Source organism: Sphingomonas sp. PAMC 26621 (genome assembly GCF_000251145.1).
Classification (GTDB): Bacteria; Pseudomonadota; Alphaproteobacteria; order Sphingomonadales; family Sphingomonadaceae; genus Sphingomonas.
The window spans coordinates 1-22,661 of the sequence record NZ_AIDW01000038.1; the positions used below are offsets into that span (position 1 = coordinate 1).

General features: G+C 66.7%; 18 protein-coding genes and 1 pseudogene. 12 read left to right on the plus strand and 7 right to left on the minus strand.

Features of this window, described 5'->3' with window-relative positions; genetic code table 11:
- Positions 1 to 163: 163 nt before the first annotated feature.
- Positions 164 to 859 (minus strand): ImuA family protein, encoded by a 696-nt coding sequence (locus tag RI03_RS18695; RefSeq protein WP_010219178.1) that lies wholly within the window; start codon positions 857 to 859, stop codon positions 164 to 166.
- 413 nt (positions 860 to 1,272) lie between these two features.
- On the opposite strand from RI03_RS18695, the gene RI03_RS18700 reads away from it, so the two are divergent.
- Both RI03_RS18700 and RI03_RS18705 read left to right on the plus strand, forming a co-directional pair.
- Entirely contained in the window at positions 1,273 to 1,671 is a 399-nt protein-coding gene (locus RI03_RS18700; RefSeq protein WP_010161707.1) for a cupredoxin domain-containing protein, read from the plus strand.
- Positions 1,672 to 1,861: 190 nt separating this feature from the next.
- Entirely contained in the window at positions 1,862 to 2,932 is a 1,071-nt protein-coding gene (locus tag RI03_RS18705; protein ID WP_010219179.1) for a sensor histidine kinase, read from the plus strand.
- Here RI03_RS18705 and RI03_RS18710 read toward each other — a convergent pair.
- Both RI03_RS18710 and RI03_RS18715 read right to left on the minus strand, forming a co-directional pair.
- On the minus strand, positions 2,910 to 4,262 hold the full coding sequence (locus RI03_RS18710; protein ID WP_010219180.1) for a sensor histidine kinase: 1,353 nt from the start codon (positions 4,260 to 4,262) through the stop codon (positions 2,910 to 2,912). The genes RI03_RS18705 and RI03_RS18710 overlap by 23 nt on opposite strands.
- Positions 4,259 to 4,933 carry a response regulator transcription factor gene (locus tag RI03_RS18715; protein WP_010219181.1) on the minus strand — a complete coding sequence of 225 codons (675 nt, stop codon included), beginning with the start codon at positions 4,931 to 4,933 and terminating at the stop codon, positions 4,259 to 4,261. The genes RI03_RS18710 and RI03_RS18715 overlap by 4 nt, the downstream gene beginning before the upstream one ends.
- A 133-nt stretch (positions 4,934 to 5,066) precedes the next feature.
- Here RI03_RS18715 and RI03_RS18720 point away from each other — a divergent pair, with 133 nt between their 5' ends.
- The 8 genes from RI03_RS18720 to RI03_RS18755 all read left to right on the plus strand — a co-directional run bounded on the left by RI03_RS18720 (position 5,067) and on the right by RI03_RS18755 (position 16,345).
- Positions 5,067 to 6,323 (plus strand): efflux RND transporter periplasmic adaptor subunit, encoded by a 1,257-nt coding sequence (locus RI03_RS18720; protein ID WP_010219182.1) that lies wholly within the window; start codon positions 5,067 to 5,069, stop codon positions 6,321 to 6,323.
- 1 nt (position 6,324) lies between these two features.
- Positions 6,325 to 9,513, plus strand: coding sequence for an efflux RND transporter permease subunit (locus tag RI03_RS18725; RefSeq protein WP_010219183.1), 3,189 nt, complete (start codon positions 6,325 to 6,327; stop codon positions 9,511 to 9,513).
- Entirely contained in the window at positions 9,510 to 10,961 is a 1,452-nt protein-coding gene (locus RI03_RS18730) for an efflux transporter outer membrane subunit (protein WP_010219184.1), read from the plus strand. Before RI03_RS18725 ends, RI03_RS18730 begins: the two co-directional genes overlap by 4 nt.
- 155 nt (positions 10,962 to 11,116) lie before the next feature.
- Entirely contained in the window at positions 11,117 to 12,046 is a 930-nt protein-coding gene (locus RI03_RS18735; RefSeq protein WP_010219185.1) for a galactosyltransferase-related protein, read from the plus strand.
- Positions 12,043 to 13,128, plus strand: a complete 1,086-nt coding sequence (locus RI03_RS18740) for a glycosyltransferase (protein ID WP_010219186.1) — start codon at positions 12,043 to 12,045, stop codon at positions 13,126 to 13,128. Before RI03_RS18735 ends, RI03_RS18740 begins: the two co-directional genes overlap by 4 nt.
- A complete protein-coding gene (locus tag RI03_RS18745) occupies positions 13,125 to 14,051 on the plus strand; it encodes a polysaccharide pyruvyl transferase family protein (protein ID WP_010219187.1) in 927 nt (308 codons plus the stop codon). Before RI03_RS18740 ends, RI03_RS18745 begins: the two co-directional genes overlap by 4 nt.
- Entirely contained in the window at positions 14,051 to 14,974 is a 924-nt protein-coding gene (locus RI03_RS18750; RefSeq protein ID WP_010219188.1) for a glycosyltransferase family 2 protein, read from the plus strand. Before RI03_RS18745 ends, RI03_RS18750 begins: the two co-directional genes overlap by 1 nt.
- A gap of 90 nt (positions 14,975 to 15,064) precedes the next feature.
- Complete coding sequence (locus RI03_RS18755; RefSeq protein ID WP_010219190.1) at positions 15,065 to 16,345, plus strand: glycoside hydrolase family 130 protein; 1,281 nt, start codon at positions 15,065 to 15,067, stop codon at positions 16,343 to 16,345.
- An 871-nt stretch (positions 16,346 to 17,216) separates the two neighbouring features.
- Here RI03_RS18755 and RI03_RS18760 read toward each other — a convergent pair.
- The 4 genes from RI03_RS18760 to RI03_RS18775 form a co-directional block, all read right to left on the minus strand.
- Positions 17,217 to 17,933, minus strand: a complete 717-nt coding sequence (locus RI03_RS18760) for an EAL domain-containing protein (RefSeq protein WP_010219191.1) — start codon at positions 17,931 to 17,933, stop codon at positions 17,217 to 17,219.
- 95 nt (positions 17,934 to 18,028) lie between these two features.
- Complete coding sequence (locus RI03_RS18765; protein ID WP_026046867.1) at positions 18,029 to 19,195, minus strand: AMP-binding protein; 1,167 nt, start codon at positions 19,193 to 19,195, stop codon at positions 18,029 to 18,031.
- Positions 19,192 to 20,481, minus strand: coding sequence for a sensor domain-containing diguanylate cyclase (locus RI03_RS18770; protein ID WP_010219193.1), 1,290 nt, complete (start codon positions 20,479 to 20,481; stop codon positions 19,192 to 19,194). Before RI03_RS18770 ends, RI03_RS18765 begins: the two co-directional genes overlap by 4 nt.
- Before the next feature lie 10 nt (positions 20,482 to 20,491).
- Positions 20,492 to 20,860 carry a phosphonate transporter gene (locus RI03_RS18775; RefSeq protein WP_010219194.1) on the minus strand — a complete coding sequence of 123 codons (369 nt, stop codon included), beginning with the start codon at positions 20,858 to 20,860 and terminating at the stop codon, positions 20,492 to 20,494.
- A 154-nt stretch (positions 20,861 to 21,014) separates the two neighbouring features.
- Between RI03_RS18775 and RI03_RS18785 the strand changes: the two are divergent.
- Together RI03_RS18785 and RI03_RS18790 are read left to right on the plus strand one after the other, a co-directional pair.
- Positions 21,015 to 22,114, plus strand: a pseudogene (locus RI03_RS18785) (IS3 family transposase).
- 263 nt (positions 22,115 to 22,377) lie between these two features.
- Positions 22,378 to 22,661 (plus strand): helix-turn-helix domain-containing protein (locus RI03_RS18790; RefSeq protein WP_443208566.1); only part of this gene is annotated, 284 nt, incomplete at its 3' end.

A 22,661-nucleotide genomic window follows, 5' to 3' on the forward strand; every position in this document is an offset into this window, starting at 1 on the left:
CGGCGGCTGGGCGTGGAGCGGCAGCGCGCTGGCCTCGGCTTCCACCTCGGCGCGCGACGCACTGCCCCCGCGCGCCCACCGCGCCCCGGGCCGCCAGCCTCCACCCCGGGGGGCGGAGCAGGCACCGGGGTCGTCGGCGACCGGAAGCGCGAGCGCGGGGCGGTCAGGCTGCCGCGTGGCGGGCCGTTCCAGCCGTCTCAGCCGTTCGACGGCCAAGTTCGGCAGGAACAGCGAGACGACCCGTCTCATCACTGCCCTCCAGGATCATGGAAAAAGGATCGCCCCCGCGTTGCCGCGCAAGCTCGACCGACCAGCGCGGACGCCCGACCCCGGCGACGCCAAGCCGACCCGACGCGACGCTGCCGATGCGCCAGCGAGTCCAGGCGGCAGACGGCTCGGCGAGCGGATCCTGCTCGCGGTTGCGGCGGCGTCGCAGCAACAGCACCGGCATATCGGCTTCCGCCGCGACCAGGTGCAGCCGCCGGGTCGCGACCATCGAGACCTTGCCCGCCTCCGCGACGATCGCAGACGGCGTGCCGTCGCGCACCGCATCCTCGATCACCGCGAGGAGCGCCGCCTCGTTGCGCGGCTGCGCATGGAGCACGTTTGCCGCCGCCAGCCCGGCCTGCGCGAGTCCGGGCGCGTACAGATCGCTGCGACAACTTGCCCACACCACCGGCCCGCCGCCGCTCGCCGCCTCGCGCGCGGCGATCCCCGCGAGGAACAGCGTTGCCGCCGCATCGTCGGCGAGCGACTGGGTCAGCGCGGCGGCTTCGTGCAGCGCCCCGGTCCTCAGGCCCCCACCGCCAAGATGCGAATCGAGCGCACAGATCCCGAACGGCAGGACACGGAAATCCACGCTCGGAAGACTGGCTTTCCGCAGATACGCGATACGGGAGGCGGACGACTCGGGGACAGGCGACATGACGGTAAGACTCGGTATGTTCTCTTTATGTTCCACTAGTGGTGGGGGTTGGTCAAGCAGCGATCGCGTCGGGGGTCCGGCTAGGCGTTCCAGATCCATGCAGGATCGTGCCGGCGTTTCCGGACTACGCCGCAACGCTTTATCCCGATGCAACAGGCACCAGAAAGCCCCTCCCCTTCAGGGGAGGGGTTGGGTTGGGGTGGGGCAGTCCAGCAGAGCGCGCTCGGTAAGTCCGCCCCATCCCCTCCCCTGAAGGGAAGGGCCGAACTGCTGGCACCCTTCGCGATCGGCGGAACGAAGCGGGCGCTGCGACATTGCGGTCAGGTCAATGGAATAGGAGACCCGACATGAAATCGATCCTTCTCGGAATGATCGCGCTGGCCGCCCCGGTCGCCGCCCAGGCCCCCGACTGGAACAAGGCGCCGGTCGTCTCCGTCACGATGACGGACGACGGCTTCGTTCCGCGCAATATCCCGCTCCGCCAGGGCGCGCGCTATGTGCTGCGCATTACCAACCGGTCGGACAAGGGCCACAATCTCACCCAGAAAGCCTTTTTCGACCAGGCCCGCGTGCTGCCGCGCGATCAGAACAAGATCGGTGACGGGCAGGTCGTCCTGGCGTCGGGTGAACGCATGACCGTGCGGCTCCAGGCCCCGGTCACGCGCCGCGGCGGGACGTATCAGTTCAGCAGCACGGTGCTGGGCGATGCGGACAAGGATTATAAGGGCGCGTTCCTGATCCGCTGAGGCGATCGATCCGGGTCGGTTCCACCGATCCGGATCGGACCCTGCGATGCTTCCGCCCCGGACAAATGCCCCCCGCGCCATCGCGCTGTAAGGCCCGTGTAAGCCGCAGCGCCCAATCCCCCCGCATCGCGCGGCGATAACGACCCTGCTTTCAGGGCGTTACGGCTCCGCTTCAGCTGGAGGGATCTTCATGGCATCGCGCTTCCTACGAGCCATCGTTGCGACGATCCTGGCGGTCCTGTTCGAAACGGCGGTCATCGCGGGGTGCACGCTTGCCGCGCCCAACAATGCGGCCCCGACCTTTGGAATGACATGCCTGGCTTTCGCGATCGTGGCGTTCCTCGCCGGGCGCGGGCCGACCTCGGTCATGGTCGCGGTCGGCGCGCTGGAACTGGCCTTCATCCTGCCCGGGGAAGGATTCGCAGTCAGCGATCCGGATCACGCGATGGGGCTGATCGCGGTCATCGCGACCGGGGTGATCATGGCGTGGTATGTCGGCCGCCGCGATACGCTGTCCGCGCTTCTCGCCGCGGACGTGGCGGCCAGTCGCCAGATCGCGGAATGGCGCGGCGTGGCGCATTCGGAACTGGCGCACCGCCTTTCGAACGATCTGTCGATCATGGTCTCGATGGCCGCGATCAAGGCGCGCGACGCGACCAGCCCCGAGGCCCGCGATGCCCTGGTCGACATCAGTGGTCGACTGGTCGTGCTGGGGCGCGTGTACCAGCGGCTCGAGGTCCGCGACCGCGATACGCAGGATGCCGTCGCCGCGCGCCAGTTCCTGCTCGACCTCTGCGACGACCTGCAACTCTCGACGCTGAGTGTCGGGTCGATTTCGCTGCGCGCCGATATCGCCGAAACCCTCCGCCTGCCGGTACGGACGCTGAGCCTGCTCGGCCTGATCGCGAACGAATTGCTCACCAATGTCCGCAAACATGCGTTCCCCGACGGGGATGGCGGCGAGGTCCTGCTGTCGCTGCACCGCCACGCCTTCCGCCCGGACTGCGCCGAACTGATCGTGACCGACAATGGCGTCGGCTTCCGCCGCGGAGACGCCAAGGATCGCAACGGGCGAAGCCTGCTGGTCATGCTCGCCAGCCAGATCGACGGCACGATCGCCTATGCGCGGATCTCCGGCACGACGGTCGCGACGCTGCAATTCCCCGTGCCTTCCGCGGTGCGCAACCGCGCGGGCGACGGACCCGCCGGGGACGCCGGTGCCGCCGATCCCGTCCCGGCTAGTGTTTCGCCAACGGGATGACCATGGCGAACCGCGTCCCGCCGTCCGGTCCGTCGGTGATGTCCAGCCGCCCGTCGTGCAGCGTGACGATCCGCTGAACGATCGACAGCCCGATCCCGGCACTGTCCGATCGTCGATGATCTGCCCGCCAGAACCGCTGCGTCAGCAAGCTTCGGTCCGTGACGGTAATCCCCGGCCCCCGGTCGGTCACGGCCAGCACCCCGGCGGGATCGACCGCGATCTCGATCGGCGTGCCGTCGGGCGTGTGCCGTGCCGCGTTGCTGAGGAAATTCGACAAGGCGATCGCCAGCAGCATGCGATTGCCCCTGACCCAGACCGGCGCTTCGGGCCCTTCCAGCGTCAGCGGATGCCGGCCGGCCAGCATCATCGGCGCGACCTCCGTCAGCGTGTCGCGCGCGACCGCGACGAGGTCGACCGCGACCTGATCCTCCGCCACCATCGCATCGGCGCGCGCCAGATCGTGCAATTGCGACACGACATGCGACACCCGGTCCGCCTGCGCGAGCAACGCGGCCCGCAGCGTGTCGTCGGGAACCGCATCGAGCCGGATCCGCAGGGTCGCCAGCGGCGTGCGCAATTCATGGACGACATTCCCGACGAATTCGGCCTGCGCTTCGAAACTCTGTTCCAGCCGCTCGATCAGGCTGTTGGTTGCCTCGACCAGCGGGCGCACCTCGGTCGGCAATCCTGCGTCGGCAAGCCGTACGTGCAGGCTGCGCGGGCCGATCGCGGCGGCACGGTCCGATACCTTGCGGACGGTGCGCACCAGCAGCGCGATCAGCACGCTGTTGACCAGCGGCAGCAGCAGCAGGATCGGCAACAGCAGCGCGAGGTAGCGAGTCAGGAAGCTGCGGGTGATGTCGTCGGTGATCGCGCCCGGGCGAGTCTCGTCCTGCGACACCAGGATCCACAAGGCGGTATCCGCGATCCGTACCGGCACGCTGACCAGGACATAGCTGCCGCGCTTGAACGATTGCGGCGTCCGCCGACGCTGGGCGGCCCGCCACGGCACGCCCTGCGCATGCGGGCTGAGCCGCACCGCCTGCCCCGCCGCCGTGACGATCGCGAACGCGCGTCCGTCATACGTGCCCGCGTACAGCGCCTCGAGCGCCGGGGGGAGCAGGATGCGCCCGGGGGCCGACGGCGTCGACGTCACTTCCGCGGCGATGTCCTGCGCCTGCGCAAGCAGCAGTTTCTCCTGGTACACCGCCTTCGTGCGATGCAGCACCGATGCGGTCAGCAGCGGGATGAGGATGATGGCGAACACGATCGCCGTTCCCTCCAGCAACAGGATCCGCGCGATCAGCGAGCGGGGCCAACCGATCCTCATGCCGACGCCCGCAGCATGTAGCCGACCCCCCGGATCGTCTCGATCACGATCGTCGCGCCGGCCTGTTCGAGCTTGCGTCGCAGGCGGTGGACATACACCTCGACCGCATTCGACCCGAGCGACTCCGACAGGCCGAACAACTGATCCTCGATCAGCGTCTTGACCACCACGCGCCCCGGTCGCCGCAGCAACACGTCGATCAGGTCCAGTTCGCGCGCCGAGAGCAGGACCGGGCGTCCATCGACGTCCAGCGCGCGCGCCACCGAATCGAAGCGGAGATTGCCGACGACCAGCTCCGCGCCGCCGAACCCGCCCTGCCGTCGCAGCACCGCGCGCAACCGCGCGACGAGTTCGTCGACGTCGAACGGCTTGGCGAGATAGTCGTCGGCGCCGTAATCGAGCCCGCCGATCCGCGCCGCGGTATCGCCGCGCGCGGTGAGGATGACGACGGGGACCGGATCAAGCCGCGCCCGCAGCGCGCGCAGGACTTCCAGCCCGTCCGCATCGGGCAAGCCGAGGTCGAGCACGATCGCACTGTACCGGGCGGCGTCCGCCATCAGCAACGCGTCGCCGGCGGTAGCGGCATGATCGCTCGCCATGCCGCGCCGCAGGAGCGCCGCCCCCAGCGCCTCGGCGAGTTCCCGATCGTCTTCCACCAACAACAACCGCATCGTCTCGCCTGGCCTTCCGCTCGTGCGCCGCTTTGCAGAAACGCTTACCCCAAAATAGGTCTGTAAGCCTGCTGTAAGCCAAGCCGCCTATCGCCCCGCCTCCCCCTGCCTCGCAAGCGAGTTCGAGACCGAGATGACGGCGACGACCGACCATAGCATTGCCCTCCCCACCACCAGGAAACTGGACCGGCGCGCACAACTCCGCCTCCTCGCGATCGCGGCGGCGGTGATCGTCCTGATCTTCGTCGTGGTCGCGGTGATCGGCGCGGCGACCAAGCCGGCCGAGCCGACGACGCATGCCGCCCCGGCCGGATCGTTCGCGCCGACCAGGGAGCAATTGGCGGCGATGAAGCTGCTGACCGTCCGCGACGGGGCGACGACCGGCGGGCTCGAGGCGACCGGGACGATCGCGGTCAACGGCGACAGCAGCACGCCCGTCCTGCTTCCCTTCTCGGGTCAGGTCGCCGCGGTGTTCGTCCAGGCCGGGCAGAAAGTCACGCGCGGGCAGCCGTTGCTGCGGGTCGCCTCGCCCGATTTCGTCGAAGCACGCGACCAGTTCCTCACCGCGAGCGCGCAGCGCGCGACCGCCGCCGCGCAGGTCCACATCGCGCAGGACACCGCGACCCGCCAGGCCGCGATCTACCAGACCGCAGGCGGCGCGCTGAAGGATTACCGCCAGGCGCAAAGCGACCTCGTCACCGCGCAATCTGCGCTGCGCTCGGCCGATGCCGCGCTGGCGGCGACGCGCGACAAACTGTCGCTGCTCGGCAAGGGCGCGACCGAAATCCGTGGATTGCAGGCGGGCAGCGATTCGATCTCGGCGCAGACCGTCTATCGCGCACCGGTTTCGGGCGTGGTCGCGAGCCGCGATGTCGCGCCGGGCCAATATGTCACCGCGGGCGGCGACAAGCCGATCATGACGATTGCCGACGCCAGCCGCGTCTGGCTGATCGCGCAGCTTGCCGAAGGCGATGCCGCGAGCGTCCATGTCGGTGACCGTGCGCGCGTCACCACGCCGGCCTATCCGGGCCGGGTGTTCGACGCGGTGATCGACAATGTCGGCGCGGCACTCGACCCGGCGACGCACCGTCTTCCCGTCCGCGCCACCGTGCGCAACGACGACGGCGCGCTGAAACCGCAGATGTTCGCGAGCTTCACGATCGAGCAGCGCAGCGGCGCGCCGACCGGAATCTATGTCCCGTCGGACGCGGTGATCCATGAAGGCGACAAGGCGGTCGTCTGGGTCGCCGGCCCCAAGGGCTATCTCTACGCACGCCCGGTCCAGGTCGCGGACAGCACCGATGGCGTCGACCATATCGTCGCTGGCCTGAAGGCGGGCGACCGGATCGTCACCTCGGGCGCGTTGTTCGTCAACGAAGCGGGGCTTTGACGTGAACGGCATCGTCGGCTTTGCGCTGCGCCAGCGCATCCTCGTGCTCATGCTGCTGGTGGGGCTGATCCTGGCCGGCGGGATCGCCTTCTACAATCTCAACATCGAGGCCTATCCCGACCCGGTCCCGCCGATGGTCGAGGTGCTGACGCAGAGCAACGGCGTCTCGGCGGAGGAGATGGAGCGCAACGTCACCATCCCGGTCGAGGTCGCGATGGCGGGCGTGCCGCACATCACCTCGGTCCGCTCGATCTCGCTGTTCGGCCTGTCCGACGTGCGGATCCAGTTCAGCTACGATTACACCTTCGCCGAAGCCGAGCAGCGCGTGCTCGGCCGCCTGTCGCAGCTCGGCAACCTGCCCGGCGGTGCGCAGCCGCAGATCTCCCCCACCAGCCCGATCGGCGAAATCTACCGCTACCGCATCTCCGCGCCCAGGGGCTATTCGGTGATGGACCTCAAGACGCTGCAGGACTGGGTGCTGCAACGCCGGTTCAAGCGCATCCCGGGCGTCGCGGACGTGACCGGCTGGGGCGGCAAATTGCGCACCTATGAGGTGGTGGTCGACAACGACCGGATGGTCGCGCACGGCGTGACCGTCTCGCAGGTGCTCGCCGCGATCAGCAAGGGCGACAGCAACGTCGGCGCGCAGACGATCAACTTCGGGTCGCAGGCGGCGATCGTCCGCGGGGTCGGGCTGATCCAGTCGACCGATGCGATCCGCAACGCGCTCGTCACGACCAATGCGGGCAACCCGGTGCTGGTCAAGGACGTCGCGACGCTGCGGATCGGCAATGCCCCGCGGCTCGGCATCGCGGGCGAAGGCGCGGACGACGACATCGTCATGGGCATCGTGCTGATGCAGCGCGGCGCGCAATCGATGCCGACGATCAACGCGGTCCAGAAAGAGGTCGAGACGATCAACGCGTCCGGCATCCTGCCGCCGGGCGTCAAGCTCGAGCGGATCTATGACCGTTCGGAACTGATCGGCGTCACCACGCACACCGTGATGCACAATCTGGTCGAGGGGATCCTGCTGATCTTCGTGCTCCAGTGGCTGTTCCTGGGCAACCTGCGCAGCGCGGTGATCGTCGCGCTGACCATCCCGTTCGCGCTGGCGTTCGCGGTGCTGATCCTGACGGTGCAGGGCGAATCCGCCAACCTGCTGTCGCTCGGCGCGCTCGATTTCGGGCTGGTGGTGGATGCCAGCGTCATCATGGTCGAGAACATCTTCCGCCACATGGTCGAACGTTCCGCCGCGATCGAAAGCGGGCACGGCCACGCCACCCCGGCGAGCCGCTTCTCCGCGATCCTCCACGGGTCGAGCGAAGTCAGCCGTGGGATCTTCTTCGCCGCCGCGATCATCATCGCGAGCTTCATCCCTTTGTTCACGCTGACCGGGGTCGAGGGGCACATCTTCGGCCCGATGGCGAAGACCTATGCCTATGCGATCGCAGGCGGGCTGATTGCGACCTTCACGGTGTCGCCGGTGCTGTCCGCGCTGCTCCTCCCCGACTCGCTCGACGAGGTCGAGACCTGGGTCGTCCGCAAGCTGCGCGCAATCTACGAACCCGCCGCCGCCTTCGCCTTGTCCAACCGGATCATCACGCTCGGGGGTGCGGCGCTGCTGCTCGTCACCGCGCTGGTGGGGATGCGTTCGCTCGGGATCGAGTTCCTGCCGCATCTCGAGGAAGGCAATCTCTACATCCGCGCGTCGCTGCCCGGGTCGATCTCGCTCGAGGCGGGGCAGCCCTCGGTCAACGCGATCCGCGACATGATCGCGGCCTATCCCGAGGTCCAGCGCGTCATCTCGACGCACGGTCGCCCCGATGACGGGACCGATGCGACCGGCTTCTTCAACGCCGAATTCTATACCCCGCTCAAACCCGCCGACCAATGGCCCGCGGGCGTGACCAAGGAAACGCTGACCGCCGAGCTGCAACACCGGTTGCAGGCGCGCTTCCCCGGCGTCGACTTCGAATTCTCGCAATATATCCAGGACAATGTCGAGGAGGCCTCGTCGGGCGTGAAGGGTGCCAATTCGGTCAAGGTGTTCGGCCCCGACCTGGCGACGCTCCAGCATATCGCCGAGCAGATCCGCGACCAGATGGCCAAGGTCCGCGGCGTCGCCGACCTCGGCATCTCCAACTCGCTCGGGCAACCGACCGTCCAGATCGACATCGATCGCGGTGCGGCGGCGCGTTATGGCCTGACGCCCGACGACATCAACACCGCGGTCGCCGCGTCGATCGGCGGGCAGAGCAGCGGCGACCTGTACGAGCGCGGGACTGACCGGCACTTCCCGATCGTCGTGCGATTGAAGGACGCGCAGCGCGACAGCCTCGAGGCACTACGCCGGATCACGATCGGCGCGCCGTCGCCGAGCGGGACCGGGTCGATCCAGGTGCCGCTGTCCGAAGTCGCAAAGGTCCGCCTGACCACCGGCGCATCGTTCATCTATCGCGAGCATCAGGAACGCTACGTCCCGATCAAGTTCAGCGTCCGCGGCCGCGATCTCGGCGGCACGGTGGACGAGGTGCAGGCGCGGATTGCGAAGACCGTCACGCTCCCGCCGGGCTACAGCCTCGAATGGGCGGGCGAACTCGGCAGCCTGACGAGCGCGGTCAACCGGCTCGAGGTGGTCGTGCCGATCAGCCTCGCGCTGATCCTGGTGCTGCTCTACGCCAACTTCTCCTCGGTGCGAGACACGCTGCTCAGCTTCAGCGTGATCCCGATGGCGATCATCGGCGGCGTGCTCGCGCTCGCGCTGACCGGGACTGCATTCAGCATCTCGGCGGCGATCGGCTTCGTCGCGCTGTTCGGGATCGCGGTGATGGACGGAATCCTGATGGTGACGACCTTCAACCAGCATATCGACCAGGGCTTCGACCGCGACGCCGCGATCGCGGGCACCGTCCAGACGAGCCTGCGCCCGGTGGTGATGACGTGCCTCGCCGCCGCGATCGGACTGCTTCCCGCGGCCGTCTCTGCGGGAATCGGGAGCCAGGTGCAGAAGCCGCTCGCGCTCGTCGTGGTCGGCGGGATGGGGCTCGCGCCGATCCTGATCCTGCTGGTGTTGCCGGTGCTGATCGGGCGTTTCTCGCGGCATGTGGGTCCGGAGGATCGCGGCGCGCACGGGCGCGACGTCGGGCATCGCCCGCATCCCGTCATCCCGCAGGGAGAACCGGCATGAAGCGCGTCACGCTCGCTGCGCCGTTGTTGCTGATCGGCTGCACGGTCGGTCCGCAGCATCCGACCACCGCACTGTCCTACGCGCCGCCCGTCCGGCCCGAACGGATCGCTGCCGCCAGCGGCCCCGACCAGACGATCGCACCCGGCACGGCGCTCGATGCCGAATGGTGGCACCGCTTCCGTAACCCCGTCCTCGACACGCTGGTCGCGCGGGCGTTGCGCTCCAATAACGATCTTGCGGTTGCCGATGCCGCGCTTCGCCAGGCGCGCGCGCAGCTCGTGATCGCCGGGGCGGCAGGCAAGCCGCAGGTCGACGCCTCCTACCAGGTCGAGCGCGCGCGGGTGTCGCAGGCGCTGCAGAGCCCGCTCGCCGACCCGAACCAGACGCTCTACACGCTGCATACCGCGCAGCTTTCGGTCACCTATCCGCTCGACCTGTTCGGGGCCGAGCGCAACCGCAAGCGCTCCGCGCGCGCCGCGGCGGAAGTCGCGGGGGATCGCCTGCTTGCCGCGCGGACGACGATCGTCGCCAATCTCGTGCTCGCGGTGATCCAGCATGCCTCGCTCGCTGCGCAAATCGATGCCGCGAACGACAGCATTTCGGGCAATCGTGACATCCTGCAGATGCTGCAACGCCGCCAGGCGCTCGGCGATATCGGCGCGGCGGACGTCGCCGCGCAACAGACCGTGCTGTCGACCGCGGAAGCCCTGCTCCCCCCGCTGATCCGGCAGCGCGATCACCAGCGCACGCTGATCGCGCTGCTGTTGGGCGTCGCGCCCGGGACTCCGCTCCCGGACCTGCCCCGGCTCGAAACGCTGACGCTGCCGGACACCTTGCCGGTCGGCCTGCCCGCGCAGATCGTCGCGGGCCGCCCCGATGTGCGCGCGGCCGAAGCGCAGATGCGCGGTGCCGGAGCCGATCTCGGCGTGGCGATCGCCGCCCGCCTGCCCAACATCCTGCTGACCGCGACCGGCGGCAGCACCGCGGTCGATTTCGGCGGTCTGTTCGCGAGTGGCAATCCGTTCTGGGCGCTGCTCGGCGGGGTGACGCAGCCGATCTTCCACGCCGGCGCGTTGCGCGGGCAGCAGCACGTCGCCGAAGCCGCGCTCGACAGCGCCAAGGCGCAATATCGCAGCGCGGCGTTGCAGGCGTTCGCCGACGTGGCGGACAGCCTGTCCGGGCTGCGCACCGATGCCGCCGCACTCGACGCGGCGACCCGCGCGAACGACGCGGCGACGCAGAACCTGCGGTTCACGCGCCGCCAGCTCGCCTTGGGCGGGGTCGGGACGCTGACGGTGTTCAACGCGACCGCGGCGAGCGCACAGGCGACCGCCTTGCTGATCCAGGCCCGCGCGGCACGGATGGCGGATACCGTCGCGCTCTATCAGGCGGTCGGCGGCGGCGTGCTCGCGTCTGGTAACCCGCAAGGGATCACTGGCGCGAAATGACCGGCATGCCCGGCGACTGACGATTTCGGGCACCGCGATGAAGACGACAGCGTCGTCGCGGCGTTCGGTAACGCGGGCGATTGACTCCGCCGCAGGATACCAAACTGCGCCCGCGGGTTCTCGTCCCGTGATCCTCTTCGAACCGAGCAATATCCATGAGTGAAATTTCTGTCGTCACGCTGGGAAAGGGGCGCCCGGACCACCTCGTCAACGTCGTCCGCGGGTTGATGCGCCAGACCGTGCCGCCGGCGGAGCTGATCGTCGCCGTGATGCAGGACACGCTGTACGACCTCCCCGACGCCCCCTTCCCGATCCGCCAGGTCCAGGTCGTTGCGGATTCACTTCCGCTCGCCGCAGCGCGCAACGTGGCGGCGCGCGCCGCGACGGGCGACGTCCTCGTCTTTCTCGACATGGATTGCATCCCGACGCCGACTCTGCTCGCGGACTATGCGGGCTTCATCGCCGAACTCGACGGGCTGCTGATGGGCGAAGTGCTGTACCTGCCCGGCGGGGCGACCGATGGCGACTGGTCGTATGACGCCTTTGCCGAGGTCGCGGTCAAACATTCCGATCGCCGCGGGCCGCCGCCCGAGGGGATCGAGATCTGTAACGACTACCGCTGCTTCTGGTCGCTCAACTTCGCGATGCGGCGGGCGACCTTCCTCCGCGTCGGCGGGTTCGACGAACGCTATTCGGGCTATGGCGGCGAGGATACCGATTTCGGCAAGGTGCTCGACACCGCGGGCGTCCCGATCGCGTGGATCAAGGGCGGGCTCGCCTATCACCAATATCACCCGCACCACATGCCGCCGGTCCATCATCTCGACAGCGTCGTGCGCAACGCCGAGGTGTTCGAGGCCAAATGGGGGTATCGCACGATGGGGCACTGGCTCCAGGCGTTCCGCCTGATGGGGCTGGTCGACCTCGCACCGGGGCAGCCGATCCGCATCCTGCGCCGCCCCGACGACGCCGACCGCGCGCTGACCGGGCAGCAGAGCCACCAGCCCTACGCCAATACCGCGACCGTCATCCGCCTGCTCGAGGACCGACTCGCAGCGTCCGAGCGCGCCCGGTCGACCGGATGAGGATCGCGATCCTCGGGCATGTCCGGCAACGGATCGGCCAGCCCTTCGCGGGCGGAATGGAATCGCACTGCTGGCATCTCGCGACCGGGCTGCGCGCGCGCGGGCATGACGTCGTGCTGTTCGCCTCGGGCGACAGCGACCCCGGCCTGCCGATCGATCCGGTCCTTCCCGTCCATTACGAAGCGCAGTTCCCGGGCGCGGAGCATCGCGGCCATGCGCCGCTGATCGCGCACATCGACGCGGGCTACGAAGCCGCGTGCGACCGGATCGCGGTGGGCAGGTTCGACGTGGTCCACAACAACAGCCTCCACCGCTTCCCGATCGAACCGCGGCGCACCGCGGTGGTCCCGACCGTCACGTCGCTCCACGTGCCCCCGTATGACGCGCTGCACTGGTTCGTGCGCGAAAGTGCGGTGCCCGGCCACCGCCTCACCGTCACGTCGCGCGGCCAGTTGGAAGCGTGGTGGCCGGACGGCGCACCGCCGCAGGCCTCGGTGCTCTACAACGGGATCGACCCCGCCTCGTGGCCGTACCGTCCGCAAGGTGACGGCCACGCAGTCTGGTGCGGGCGGATGACGCGCGACAAGGGCCCGCATTTCGCGGCGCAGGCCGCGCGTCTGGCGGGGATCCCGCTGACGCTGTTCGGCGCGATCGAGGACCCCGAGTATTGGGCGGCGGAGGTCGAGCCGCTGCTGGGCGAAACGGTCCGCTACGGCGGTCATATCGCGGGCACCGCGCTGGCGGACGCGATGGGACGCGCGTCGGTGTTCGTCTTCACGCCGTGCTGGGACGAGCCCTTCGGGTTGGTCGCGGTCGAGGCGATGGCGTGCGGGGTGCCGATCGCCGCGTTCGACATGGGCGCGGCGCGCGAGGTGATCGGCCCGGGTGGGTGCTTTGCGCCGATGGGCGATGTCGCCGCGCTTGCCGATGCGATGATCGCGGCGACTGCGCTCCCGCGCGCGCCGCAACGCGCGCGGGTCGAGGCGCTGTTCACGCGCGATGTCTGGCTGGACGGGTGCGAGGCGCTGTACCGCGCGGTCATCGCCGAACATCGCGCCGAACATGGCGCGGTGCGCGCGTGACGGTTGATCACATCGCAGCACAACAGGCCGCCCTGCACGCCCTGTACCGCGCGCATGTCGCACCCGGTACGCGCTATGCGCTGGTCGATTTCCCCGATCACGCCAATGTCGGCGACAGTGCGATCTGGCTCGGCGAGGTAACCCTGCTGCGCGCACTGACCGGGCGCGACCCCGACTATGTCTCGACCTGGCATGATTTCGACGAAGCCGCGTTTCGCCGCGCCTGTCCCGAGGGCGTGCTGTTCCTCCACGGTGGCGGGAATCTGGGGGACATCTGGCCGCACCACCAGCGGTTCCGCGAAACCATCCTCGCGACGATCCGCGACCGCCCGGTCGTCCAATTGCCCCAGTCGATCCAGTTCGACGTGCCCGCCGAAGCCGACCGGTTCGCCACGCTGGTGGCGGACCACCCGGACTTTGCCCTCTACGTCCGCGACGCCCGCAGCCTCGATTTCGCGCACCGCCATTTCGCGTGCGAGACTCGGCTCGCGCCGGACTCGGCCTATGCACTTGGCCCGCAAACGCGCGCGACCGCGGATTGCGCGTTGCTGATGCTGCTGCGCACCGACGACGAACGCCTGGGATACGCGCCGCCCGACTCCGGGCAGGCGACAGTCGTCGACTGGCTGGAGGACGATCCGGATCTTCCTCCCGGCAGCGACCCAGCCGCGCGCACCGCGCAAGCTGCCAACCGCGTCGCGCGCGGGCTGCGGTTGCTGTCGCGCGGGCGCGTGCTGGTAACGGATCGGCTCCACGGCCACATCCTCGCCGACCTGCTCGATCTGCCGCACGTCGTGCTCGACAATACGTACGGCAAGCTCGCGGCCTATGTCGCCGCCTGGCCCGCCGCCGCCGCGATGGAATGCGCGACGAGCCCGGCGCAGGCCTTGCACCTTGCGGAACGGCGCAGCGAAAGCCGGTAATGGACAAGGCCGCCGTCACCCTGCTGATTTGTACCCGCAACCGTTGCGCGTCGCTCGCCGCGACCCTCGCATCGGTCTCCCGCGCCGTCTCGGCGGCGGAGGGAATCGCGGTCGAGGTGATCCTCGTCGACAATGGCTCGACCGACGCGACCCCGGGTCTGATCGCGCAGTGGCGCGCGGAACAGCCGTTCCGCGTGATATCGGTCGAGGAACCCCGCCCGGGGCTCGCACGCGCGCGCAACCGCGGACTGGTGCATCGCGCCGGGGATATCGTCGCGATGACCGACGACGATTGCATCCTCCACCCCGATTATGTCCCCAATCTGGTCGCTGCTTTCGCCAAAGCACCGGGCCCCGCGATCATCGGCGGGCGGATCCTGCTCGGCAACCCCGCCGACCTGCCCGTCACCGTCAAGCTCGAGGATCACCCGATGGTCGCACCGCCGGGCATGTTTCCGGGCGGGTTCGTGATGGGGGCGAACCTCGCCTTCGGTGCCGACGTGCTCGCGGCGGTCGGACCGTTCGACGAACGCTTCGGCGCGGGCGCGCCGTTCGTGGCGGCGGAAGACACCGATTTCCTTCTCCGCGCGAGCAGACTGGGGATCGCGCTCCTGTACGATCCGCTGATCGTCGTCGACCATCACCACGGCCGCCGCGAGATCCGCGACGAAACCCGTGTGCTGGCGGGCTACGCCTTTGGCGACGGCGCGTTATATGCCAAGCACCTGTTCAACGACAAACGCGTCCGACGGATGGTGCTCACCGATGTCTGCGACCTGCGGCTGGACGTGCTACGCCCCGTCACGACGCATGCGGGGGTGCGGCGGTTCTATCTGTTCCGTCTGTTCCATAAAGCACGCGGCTTCCTGTCCTACTGGCGGCGTGGCTCGGCAGAGACCGGCTCGCCCGTGTCGCAACCGTAAAGTTTTATCGCCAGACCGATGATTGCGGACCTAACCGGCGCGGCAGGAGTATCGCCTTTCGGACAAGGCAGCACAGAAGGATTGAGGCGGATGATCGCAGCGGACGTGTTCACCACGCTGGACGTGGAACTCAAGCCAGACCCCTCGCGCACCGTCATCCGACCGTTCAGCTTCTCCTATCCCGAAGCGTTCGATCATCAACCGACGCGCGCGCAGGACGTCGCCGCGCGAGTCCTCGCGCTGGAACCCGAGACACGTGACCGCATGCTGCGGTTGCTGACGGAGTCGATGGACGCACGCCACCACCATGCGAAGGCCCTGTTCCTCCGGCGCTTCGCGGAAGTGGAGGGCGAGCTTGGCGATGTTAAGGTCGTCGAGGAGCGCGACCGGATCCTGCTCGGCGCCTATTACAGCCAGGAATATGCGTTCGAGTCCGCCGCCTTGTTCAACCCGAGCATCGTGACCTTGCCCGATCAGGATGCGAACGACGACAGCGTCCGTTTCATCCTTTCGTTGCGGGGCGTCGGCGAGGGGCACATCTCGTCGGTGACGTTCCGGACCGGAACCTGGGACGGTGGCACCGGACTCATCGTCGATCCCCCCAGCGAACAGGGCGTCCCGCCGCGGATCGAAAGTGAAAGCGATGGCTGGGTGCGGATGCGCGCCGACGACAGCGAGGACATTTCCGAAACCGTGATCTTTCCGACCCTGCCCAGCCAGCGGCAGGGCGTCGAGGATCTGCGGCTCGTCCGCTTTACCGACCACGACGGGGTGGAAAGCGTGATCGGCACTTACACCGCGTTCGACGGCACCTCGGCGCGGGGCGAATTGCTCCGCGGGGTCGACCAGCGGACGTTCGAGATGCGCGCGCTTACGGGCGAGATGGCGGGATACAAGGGCATGGCGCTGTTCCCGCGGCGCGTCGACGGCCGCTTCGCGATGATCGGGCGACAGGACAGCGTGAACCTGTGGCTGCTGTATTCCGACGATCTCTTCAATTGGGAAATCGGCACGCGGATCATGGGGCCGAAATATCCGTGGGAGTTCGTCCAGATCGGCAATTGCGGTTCGCCGATCGAGATCGACGAGGGCTGGCTCCTGTTCACCCACGGAGTCGGCATGGTGCGCGGCTATTGCGTCGGGGCATGCCTGCTCGACAAGGCGGATCCCGGCAAGGTCCTCGCCCGCACGCCGTCCCCCGTGTTGTTCCCCTCGGCGGAACAGCGTGGGGGCTATGTCCCGAACGTAACCTACAGCTGCGGCGCTTTGCTGCACGGCCGGCGTATCCTGCTGCCCTATGCGATTGGCGACGAGTATACCGCCTTCGCGACCGGAAGCGTCGACGATCTCCTTTCGGTGATGGAGCCGTAACACGACGTGGTGATCCGGCGGTATGAGAGGGGGGAAGGTAACCGGTTGATTATGCGGTCCTCGGCAGTCGCTGGATGGTGGGCGCCACCACGCCTGATGGCGGCGGGTTGGCTGGTGCGGGGTTAATCCGTTTGCGGTGTCGAATGATCATAGCCCACGGTTTGGCCTGACCGTTCCGTCCAGGCGGATGGAACAGTGTGGCGTGGCACAGGGAATTGGCGCGGATCACAGGGAACGGCGAGGAGGTGCAATGCCGCTGTGCGGGCCTGCCTGGCGGCAAGGCTGGCGAGTTGGGTTAGTACCCCGTCTCGCGTGCGCTACTGGATGAAAGACGGGAGTCAGGACAGAACGCACGAAAGCCCCGTCCGGTGAGGGACGGGGCTTTTGTGGTGTGGATTTGGTTGCGGGGACAGGATTTGGCCGCTGCAGAACTCGATTCCGACTGGCGGACAATGCGCTCATACCGCGGCGGCTATGATCAACACTGCGGTTGGGGGACAGACAGGTTTCGGTTGCCGTTATTGCAATAGCCGTCGTTCAGTGGGCCGGGTGATCCGGCTGATATCGACCAATCTAGGCCGTTCTTCGGACACGCCGCGAACGGTAGCTCAGGACAAAACCCGCCATTCGTTCGTTCTGAAGCAGGCGATCGGCGACCGCCCCGAATGGGTTACAGGCGCTCGATACGGCCACGGCTAGCCGTCTTGCCTTCCGCGCGCGGCGCGGCAGGCCTTCTTGGGCTTAACAAAGGTCTTTAGCGAATACAGGGCCATTGTCTCGATGGGCCTGCGTATCGCTGATCGAGCATCATGGCCAAAAGGCGTTATTTATCGTTCGAACAAAGCGTTTGGCTGTCCGTCTTGGGGCGTCGCTAACGATTTGCCGACGCCGCTATCGCGGACGACGGCAACGCTTCGATTGCGGGACGCGCGATCAGGTATCCTTGACAAAGGCGGAGGCCGATCGCGCGCAGTGTCTGCAATTCGGCCGCGGTCTCGATCCCCTCGGCGATACAACCGATGCCAAGCTCATCGGCCATGCGTACCACGTTCGCGACAATTGTCCGTCGAGCGGCCGAGCTGTCGATCCCACGGATCAGCGCCATGTCGAGCTTCAGCATATCTGGACGCAAATCCGCCAGCAGTCCGAGGCCGGCATAGCCCGCGCCGAAATCGTCGATCGCGGTGATGAAGCCGCGCGCCTGATAGGCTTCGATAATCTGCTGGACATGGGTGGTATCGAGCATTCGCTCGTTCTCAGTAAACTCGAACATCAGCCGACCAGGATTGAATGCAACGCGGCGCGCAGCGGCGAGCGACGCGCGGATACATGCGTCCGGCTCGTACACGGCGTTGGGCATGAAGTTGATCGACAGCTTCGCATCGCCATCGGGGATGAAGAGTGCGCCGGCCAGTTCGATCGCCTTCACCCGACACGCCTGGTCGAACTTGTAGATCATGTCGTGCTCGATGCCAGACAGCACCTCGCCGGCAGACTGACCATCCGCCCCCCGGACCAGCGCTTCATAGGCGAAGACGGACCCAGTCTCGATATCAACGATTGGTTGGAAAGCCATCGTGATTGCCATAGTGAGCGGTTCTCCCGTCCGGCAACCCTGGCACGGTGTTGATATTGCCAGCGGTGGGGTGGGCACTGTGTCGGACGCGGTGATCGGTGAATGCTTCATACCCAGTCTTCCAGTTTTCCCATCGCGTTGCGCGGCAACGCTGCTCCGAAGCGAAAGCTCTTTGGGCGTTCGGGATCGGTCAGGCGGGTGGAAATGATCTGCTCGATCAGCGCCGACATGTTCGCAGCATCCCGATCCGGCTGGAGTACGATGAATGCCTTCAGCCGTCCGTTCGCATGTAGCCGCACCGCAACATCAGCGACGCCGTCCACCATTCGCAGCTCTCGCGCGACGCGCTCTGGCCAGACATTATGTCCGGCGACCTGCACGGCCCCATCGCGCCGGCCGATCGGCCGCACTGTGCGATCACCGGTGCGCTCGATATAATCGGGCAGGTCAAAAAAGCGGCCATGGCGGTCTGCAAGCTGCCAATCGTGCTCGCCATGCGCAAGCACTTGCCAGCGGGGCAGCAGATCATAAGCGGTCGCCGGCATATCCCGTATCGCGATCCCACCCGTCTCCGAAGAACCATAGATATCGATCAGTCGTGCAAGCCCGGCTGCAAGCAGTCCCGTTGCGACGCCGTCATCCAGCGACCCAGCCGAACTGACACCGACGACATCCTCGGGAAAGCACCGGATCAGGCTATGCATCGCTTGCCACTGGTTCGGCACCGCGATGACGAGATCGCCCGCAGTCAGCCCTAGCGGCGCGCCTATCGTGCGAACGACGACTGGCACACCCAAGGCGTCGGGCAGCAGGCCGATCCAGATGATCCCGTATAGGTGGTGCGCCGGCACCATCGCCACCACCCGGCGGCGCCCTGTGAACTGCGTCGCCAAGAATGCGGCCTCATCGAGCAGATCCGCGATAGCATGGATACACGAACGTGGACTACCGGTCGATCCGGACGTGGCGACCGTCATCCGCCCATCGCCCGCTGCGTTCGCTTGCATGATCAAGTCGACCCAGTCGCTCACCGTTCGCGGCGGAGCATCATTCAGCAAGCTGTCATCAAGATGGAACGTCTCGGCCAGCGCACCAAGCGCACCGAGCTGCTCCATCGAATCAAGCCCCAATCCCTCGTCGCCAATAAGCGTCGACTCCAGCCAGCTCCCGCCCGCATTCGGATAGTCCGTGTCGCGTAGCCGACGCATCTCAACCTCAACGACGGCACAGACGACGCGAAGTGCGGCGGCACGCTGTAATCCGGGCAGCGTCACGCGGCGCAGCCTTGGCTATGGCAGACCTGGTTTCGTCCGGCGTGCTTGGCGACGTAGAGGCGTTTGTCTGCCAAAGCGATAAGGGCGTCGATAGAACCCTCGGCTTCCTCCAACGTCGCGCAGCCCAGGCTTGCCGTCACGGTCACGGGACCACTCGCACTCTCAACCTCAATCGCGGCAATCGCCGTGCGCATTTCCTCAGCGAGGATTATTGCTTGATTGCTGTCGTAGCGCGGCAGGAGGGCACCGAACTCTTCACCTCCGAGCCGTGCGAAGATCCCGCGCGGCGGGAGCAGCGCAGCACACACCTCAGTCACTCGGCAAAGCAGGATGTCGCCCACCGGATGGCCGTACGTGTCGTTGACGCTTTTGAAGTGATCGAGATCAAGAACGATCAGGGAAAGCGATTGCCGCAGATCGCGCCAATGCGCCTGCTCGAGATCCATCACCTGCCCGAAATGCCTGCGGTTCGCGGCCCCCGTCAGATGATCGCATGTCAGCAAGCGGCGCAAGTCCTCGGCGGCCTCTTCGCGTCGCGGCACATCACGCAGGACGACCGAGAACCCTGACGCGAGCGTATCCTTCCCCTCGGAGCGTGCCACAACCAACCGCTGGCACCAATAGCGGTCGCCGCCCGCGCGCTGTTGCCACCCCTCCTGGAGATGCCACCCGTCTCGTCCTGCGATTTCCAGTTGCTCGTCCAACCGAAGGTCGCCGCCGGTCGCATCGGTATTTAGCAGGTCGGTGAGATCGCGTCCGAGCACGTCGGCACAGGCGTGTCCCGTTTGGCGTGTGAAGCAAGGGTCGGCCGATTCGATTCGCCCGTCCGGCGTGATCGTCAGGGCGGCATAATCATTGACGCCGTCCAATAGCGTCGCGAACCAGGTATCAGCCTGGCGCAGCCGTTCCTCCTGAACGACCTGCTGACTGATATCCGCAAGCGTTGCCATCAGCCGATCGGGGCCGAGTTTCACCAGCGTGCACGCCAGTACCTTGGGCACCGCTGTGCGCCGCCGGGTGCCAAGATCAACGAAGATGCGGTGCCCGTCGCAGATACGACCCGTGGCCGGCCCATAGGAGGCAGCGAGGCTGCGAATCTCGGGCGCATGCTGCTCCAACGCCGCAAACAGGTTGCCGGGGTCGCGCGGGCCGGCCAGCGGCAAAAGGTGCTGCATAGCATGCGGGTTCATCAGCGCGATTTGGCCGCCGGCATCGCATTCGATCAGCCCGACGGGACAGGCGTATAAGAACTCGAGAAGCTGTTCCTCGCTCGATGTATCGCTCACGATTGCGGCCTCATCGTTCGATGAGGATATAGCGGCGTGGCATGCCGGGAGTGGCCAGCAAGCGCAGACGCACTCTGGTCGGACGCATCCGCAAGGTCAGGACGTAAGGTACGATATCGTCAATCTCTGGTTCGTCCTCGAACCGCTGGGCGACCAGGAAATTGTTCATGCACTGCCCGACGGCTTCGAAGAAGGGCACACCGATGACCGAGGCCGGATCCAGCCCTGCCATGCGCGCCTCGGTCGCGTTATACGACAGCACGATCGTATCGGCTTCGAAACCGATCACGCCGAACGGCAAGGCATCGCGTTCGTCGACGGTCATCGCATCGAGATCGCTTAAGGCTACCGCTTCAAAACCGAATTCTTTTAGCGACACGACGAGTCTCCCATTCGGTGGAGTGATGCGCCAATTCTCTTAAGCATTAACTAAGATTTTTGCGTCTGGAGCTTTTGACGTCCTCCCTGTTTTTTCTTCCAGTTTGAGCGAGAGTTTTCCGGCCTTGAGAAGCCTGCAGGCAAGGAGCTGGGGCATGAAGAAGTCGAAGTACACAGACGAGCAGATCGCGTTCGCGTTGAGGCAGGCGGAGACGGGCACACCGGTGGCGGAGGTGATCCGTCGGATGGGGATTTCGGAGCAGACCTTCTACCGCTGGAAGAAGGTGTACGGCGGGCTCGGCGTTGGAGAGCTGCGGCGTCTGAAGTTGCTGGAGGAGGAGAACCGCAAGCTCAAGCAGCTGGTCGCGGACTTGAGCCTGGACAAGCACATCCTGCAGGATGTTCTGGCAAAAAAACTCTGACGCCTGGGCGACGGCGCGAACTAGTCGCGCACGTCCAGGCGTCCCACCAGGTGAGCGAACGGCGTAGTTGCGTCGCTCTCGGCGTCGATCGCTCGTCGGTGCGATACGTGTCGCATCGGCCGGATCAGGCGCCGCTGCTGCTGCGCATCCGCGATCTGGCGGCGACGCGGACGCGATACGGCTACTTCAGGATTTACACCCTGCTATGCAGGGAGGGATGGTTCGTGAACCACAAGCGGGTGTACCGGCTCTACCGGGAGGATGGTCTGAGCCTTCGGCTCAAGCGGCCCAGACGCAACGTCAGCGCTGCCAGCCGCGAACGACAGCCGGCAGCCTTGGCGGCGAACGAGATGTGGTCGATGGACTTCGTCTCGGACGCGCTGTTCGATGGCCGACGGCTGCGGGCGCTGACGGTGGTGGACGCTTTCACGCGCGAAGCGCTGGCGATCGACGTCGACCAGGGTATCAAAGGCGAGTAGGTGGTCGAGGCGATGGCGCGGATCGCGCTGTCGCGTGGCGCACCGCAGAGTATCCGGGTGGACAATGGGCCGGAGTTCATCTCGAAAGCGCTCGACCGCTGGGCGTACGAGAACGGCGTGACACTGGACTTCAGCCGGCCTGGCAAGCCGACGGACAATGCGTTCGTGGAATCGTTCAACGGCCGCCTACGGGACGAATGCCTGAACACGCATTGGTTCCTGTCGCTCGAGGGCGCCCGAGCCAAGATCGAGGCTTGGCGGCGGGACTATAACGAGAGCCGTCCTCACACATCGCTTGGCTGGCTGACGCCGATCGAATATGCTGCTGCCGCGGCCAAGATAGCCGCCGAATAAACGCCGGATACTCACCTCAGGACTGGATGAGAAACCGGGGGACCCTCACAACAACGGTTGGTCTCTGGTTGCTGCTGGATAAAAGACGGGGGTCACGTCAGGCATGATTTAGAAAACCCATTGCGGCAATCAGTGCCACTTTCGCTGTCCCGGTTTGGCCTTTTTCACGCTGCCTGCGCCAATGGATCACCAATGTAATACCAAGTCCCTCGGAGCCTGACTCAGCGCCGGGGATTCCCAAGTCGGTCATGATCTGATTCAACATCGCAAACGGTGGGAGGTTGGCGGTGGCATCAGCGGTTGGGCTAAGGGACGATTTCGACGGGTCTGGTCTTCGAAGGTTGGCGCGTTTGAGCGGTGACGCCAATCAGGTCCGGCGGCTGCTGGCGCTGGCGGTGATTTACGATGGTGGTGCGCGGCACGCGGCGGCACAGGTCGGCGGCGTTGGTTTGCAGACGGTTCGAGACTGGGTGCTGCGCTTCAATACCAGCGGGCCCGACGGCTTGCTCGACGGCAAAGCCCCCGGTCCCCGTCCAGTGCTTGGCCC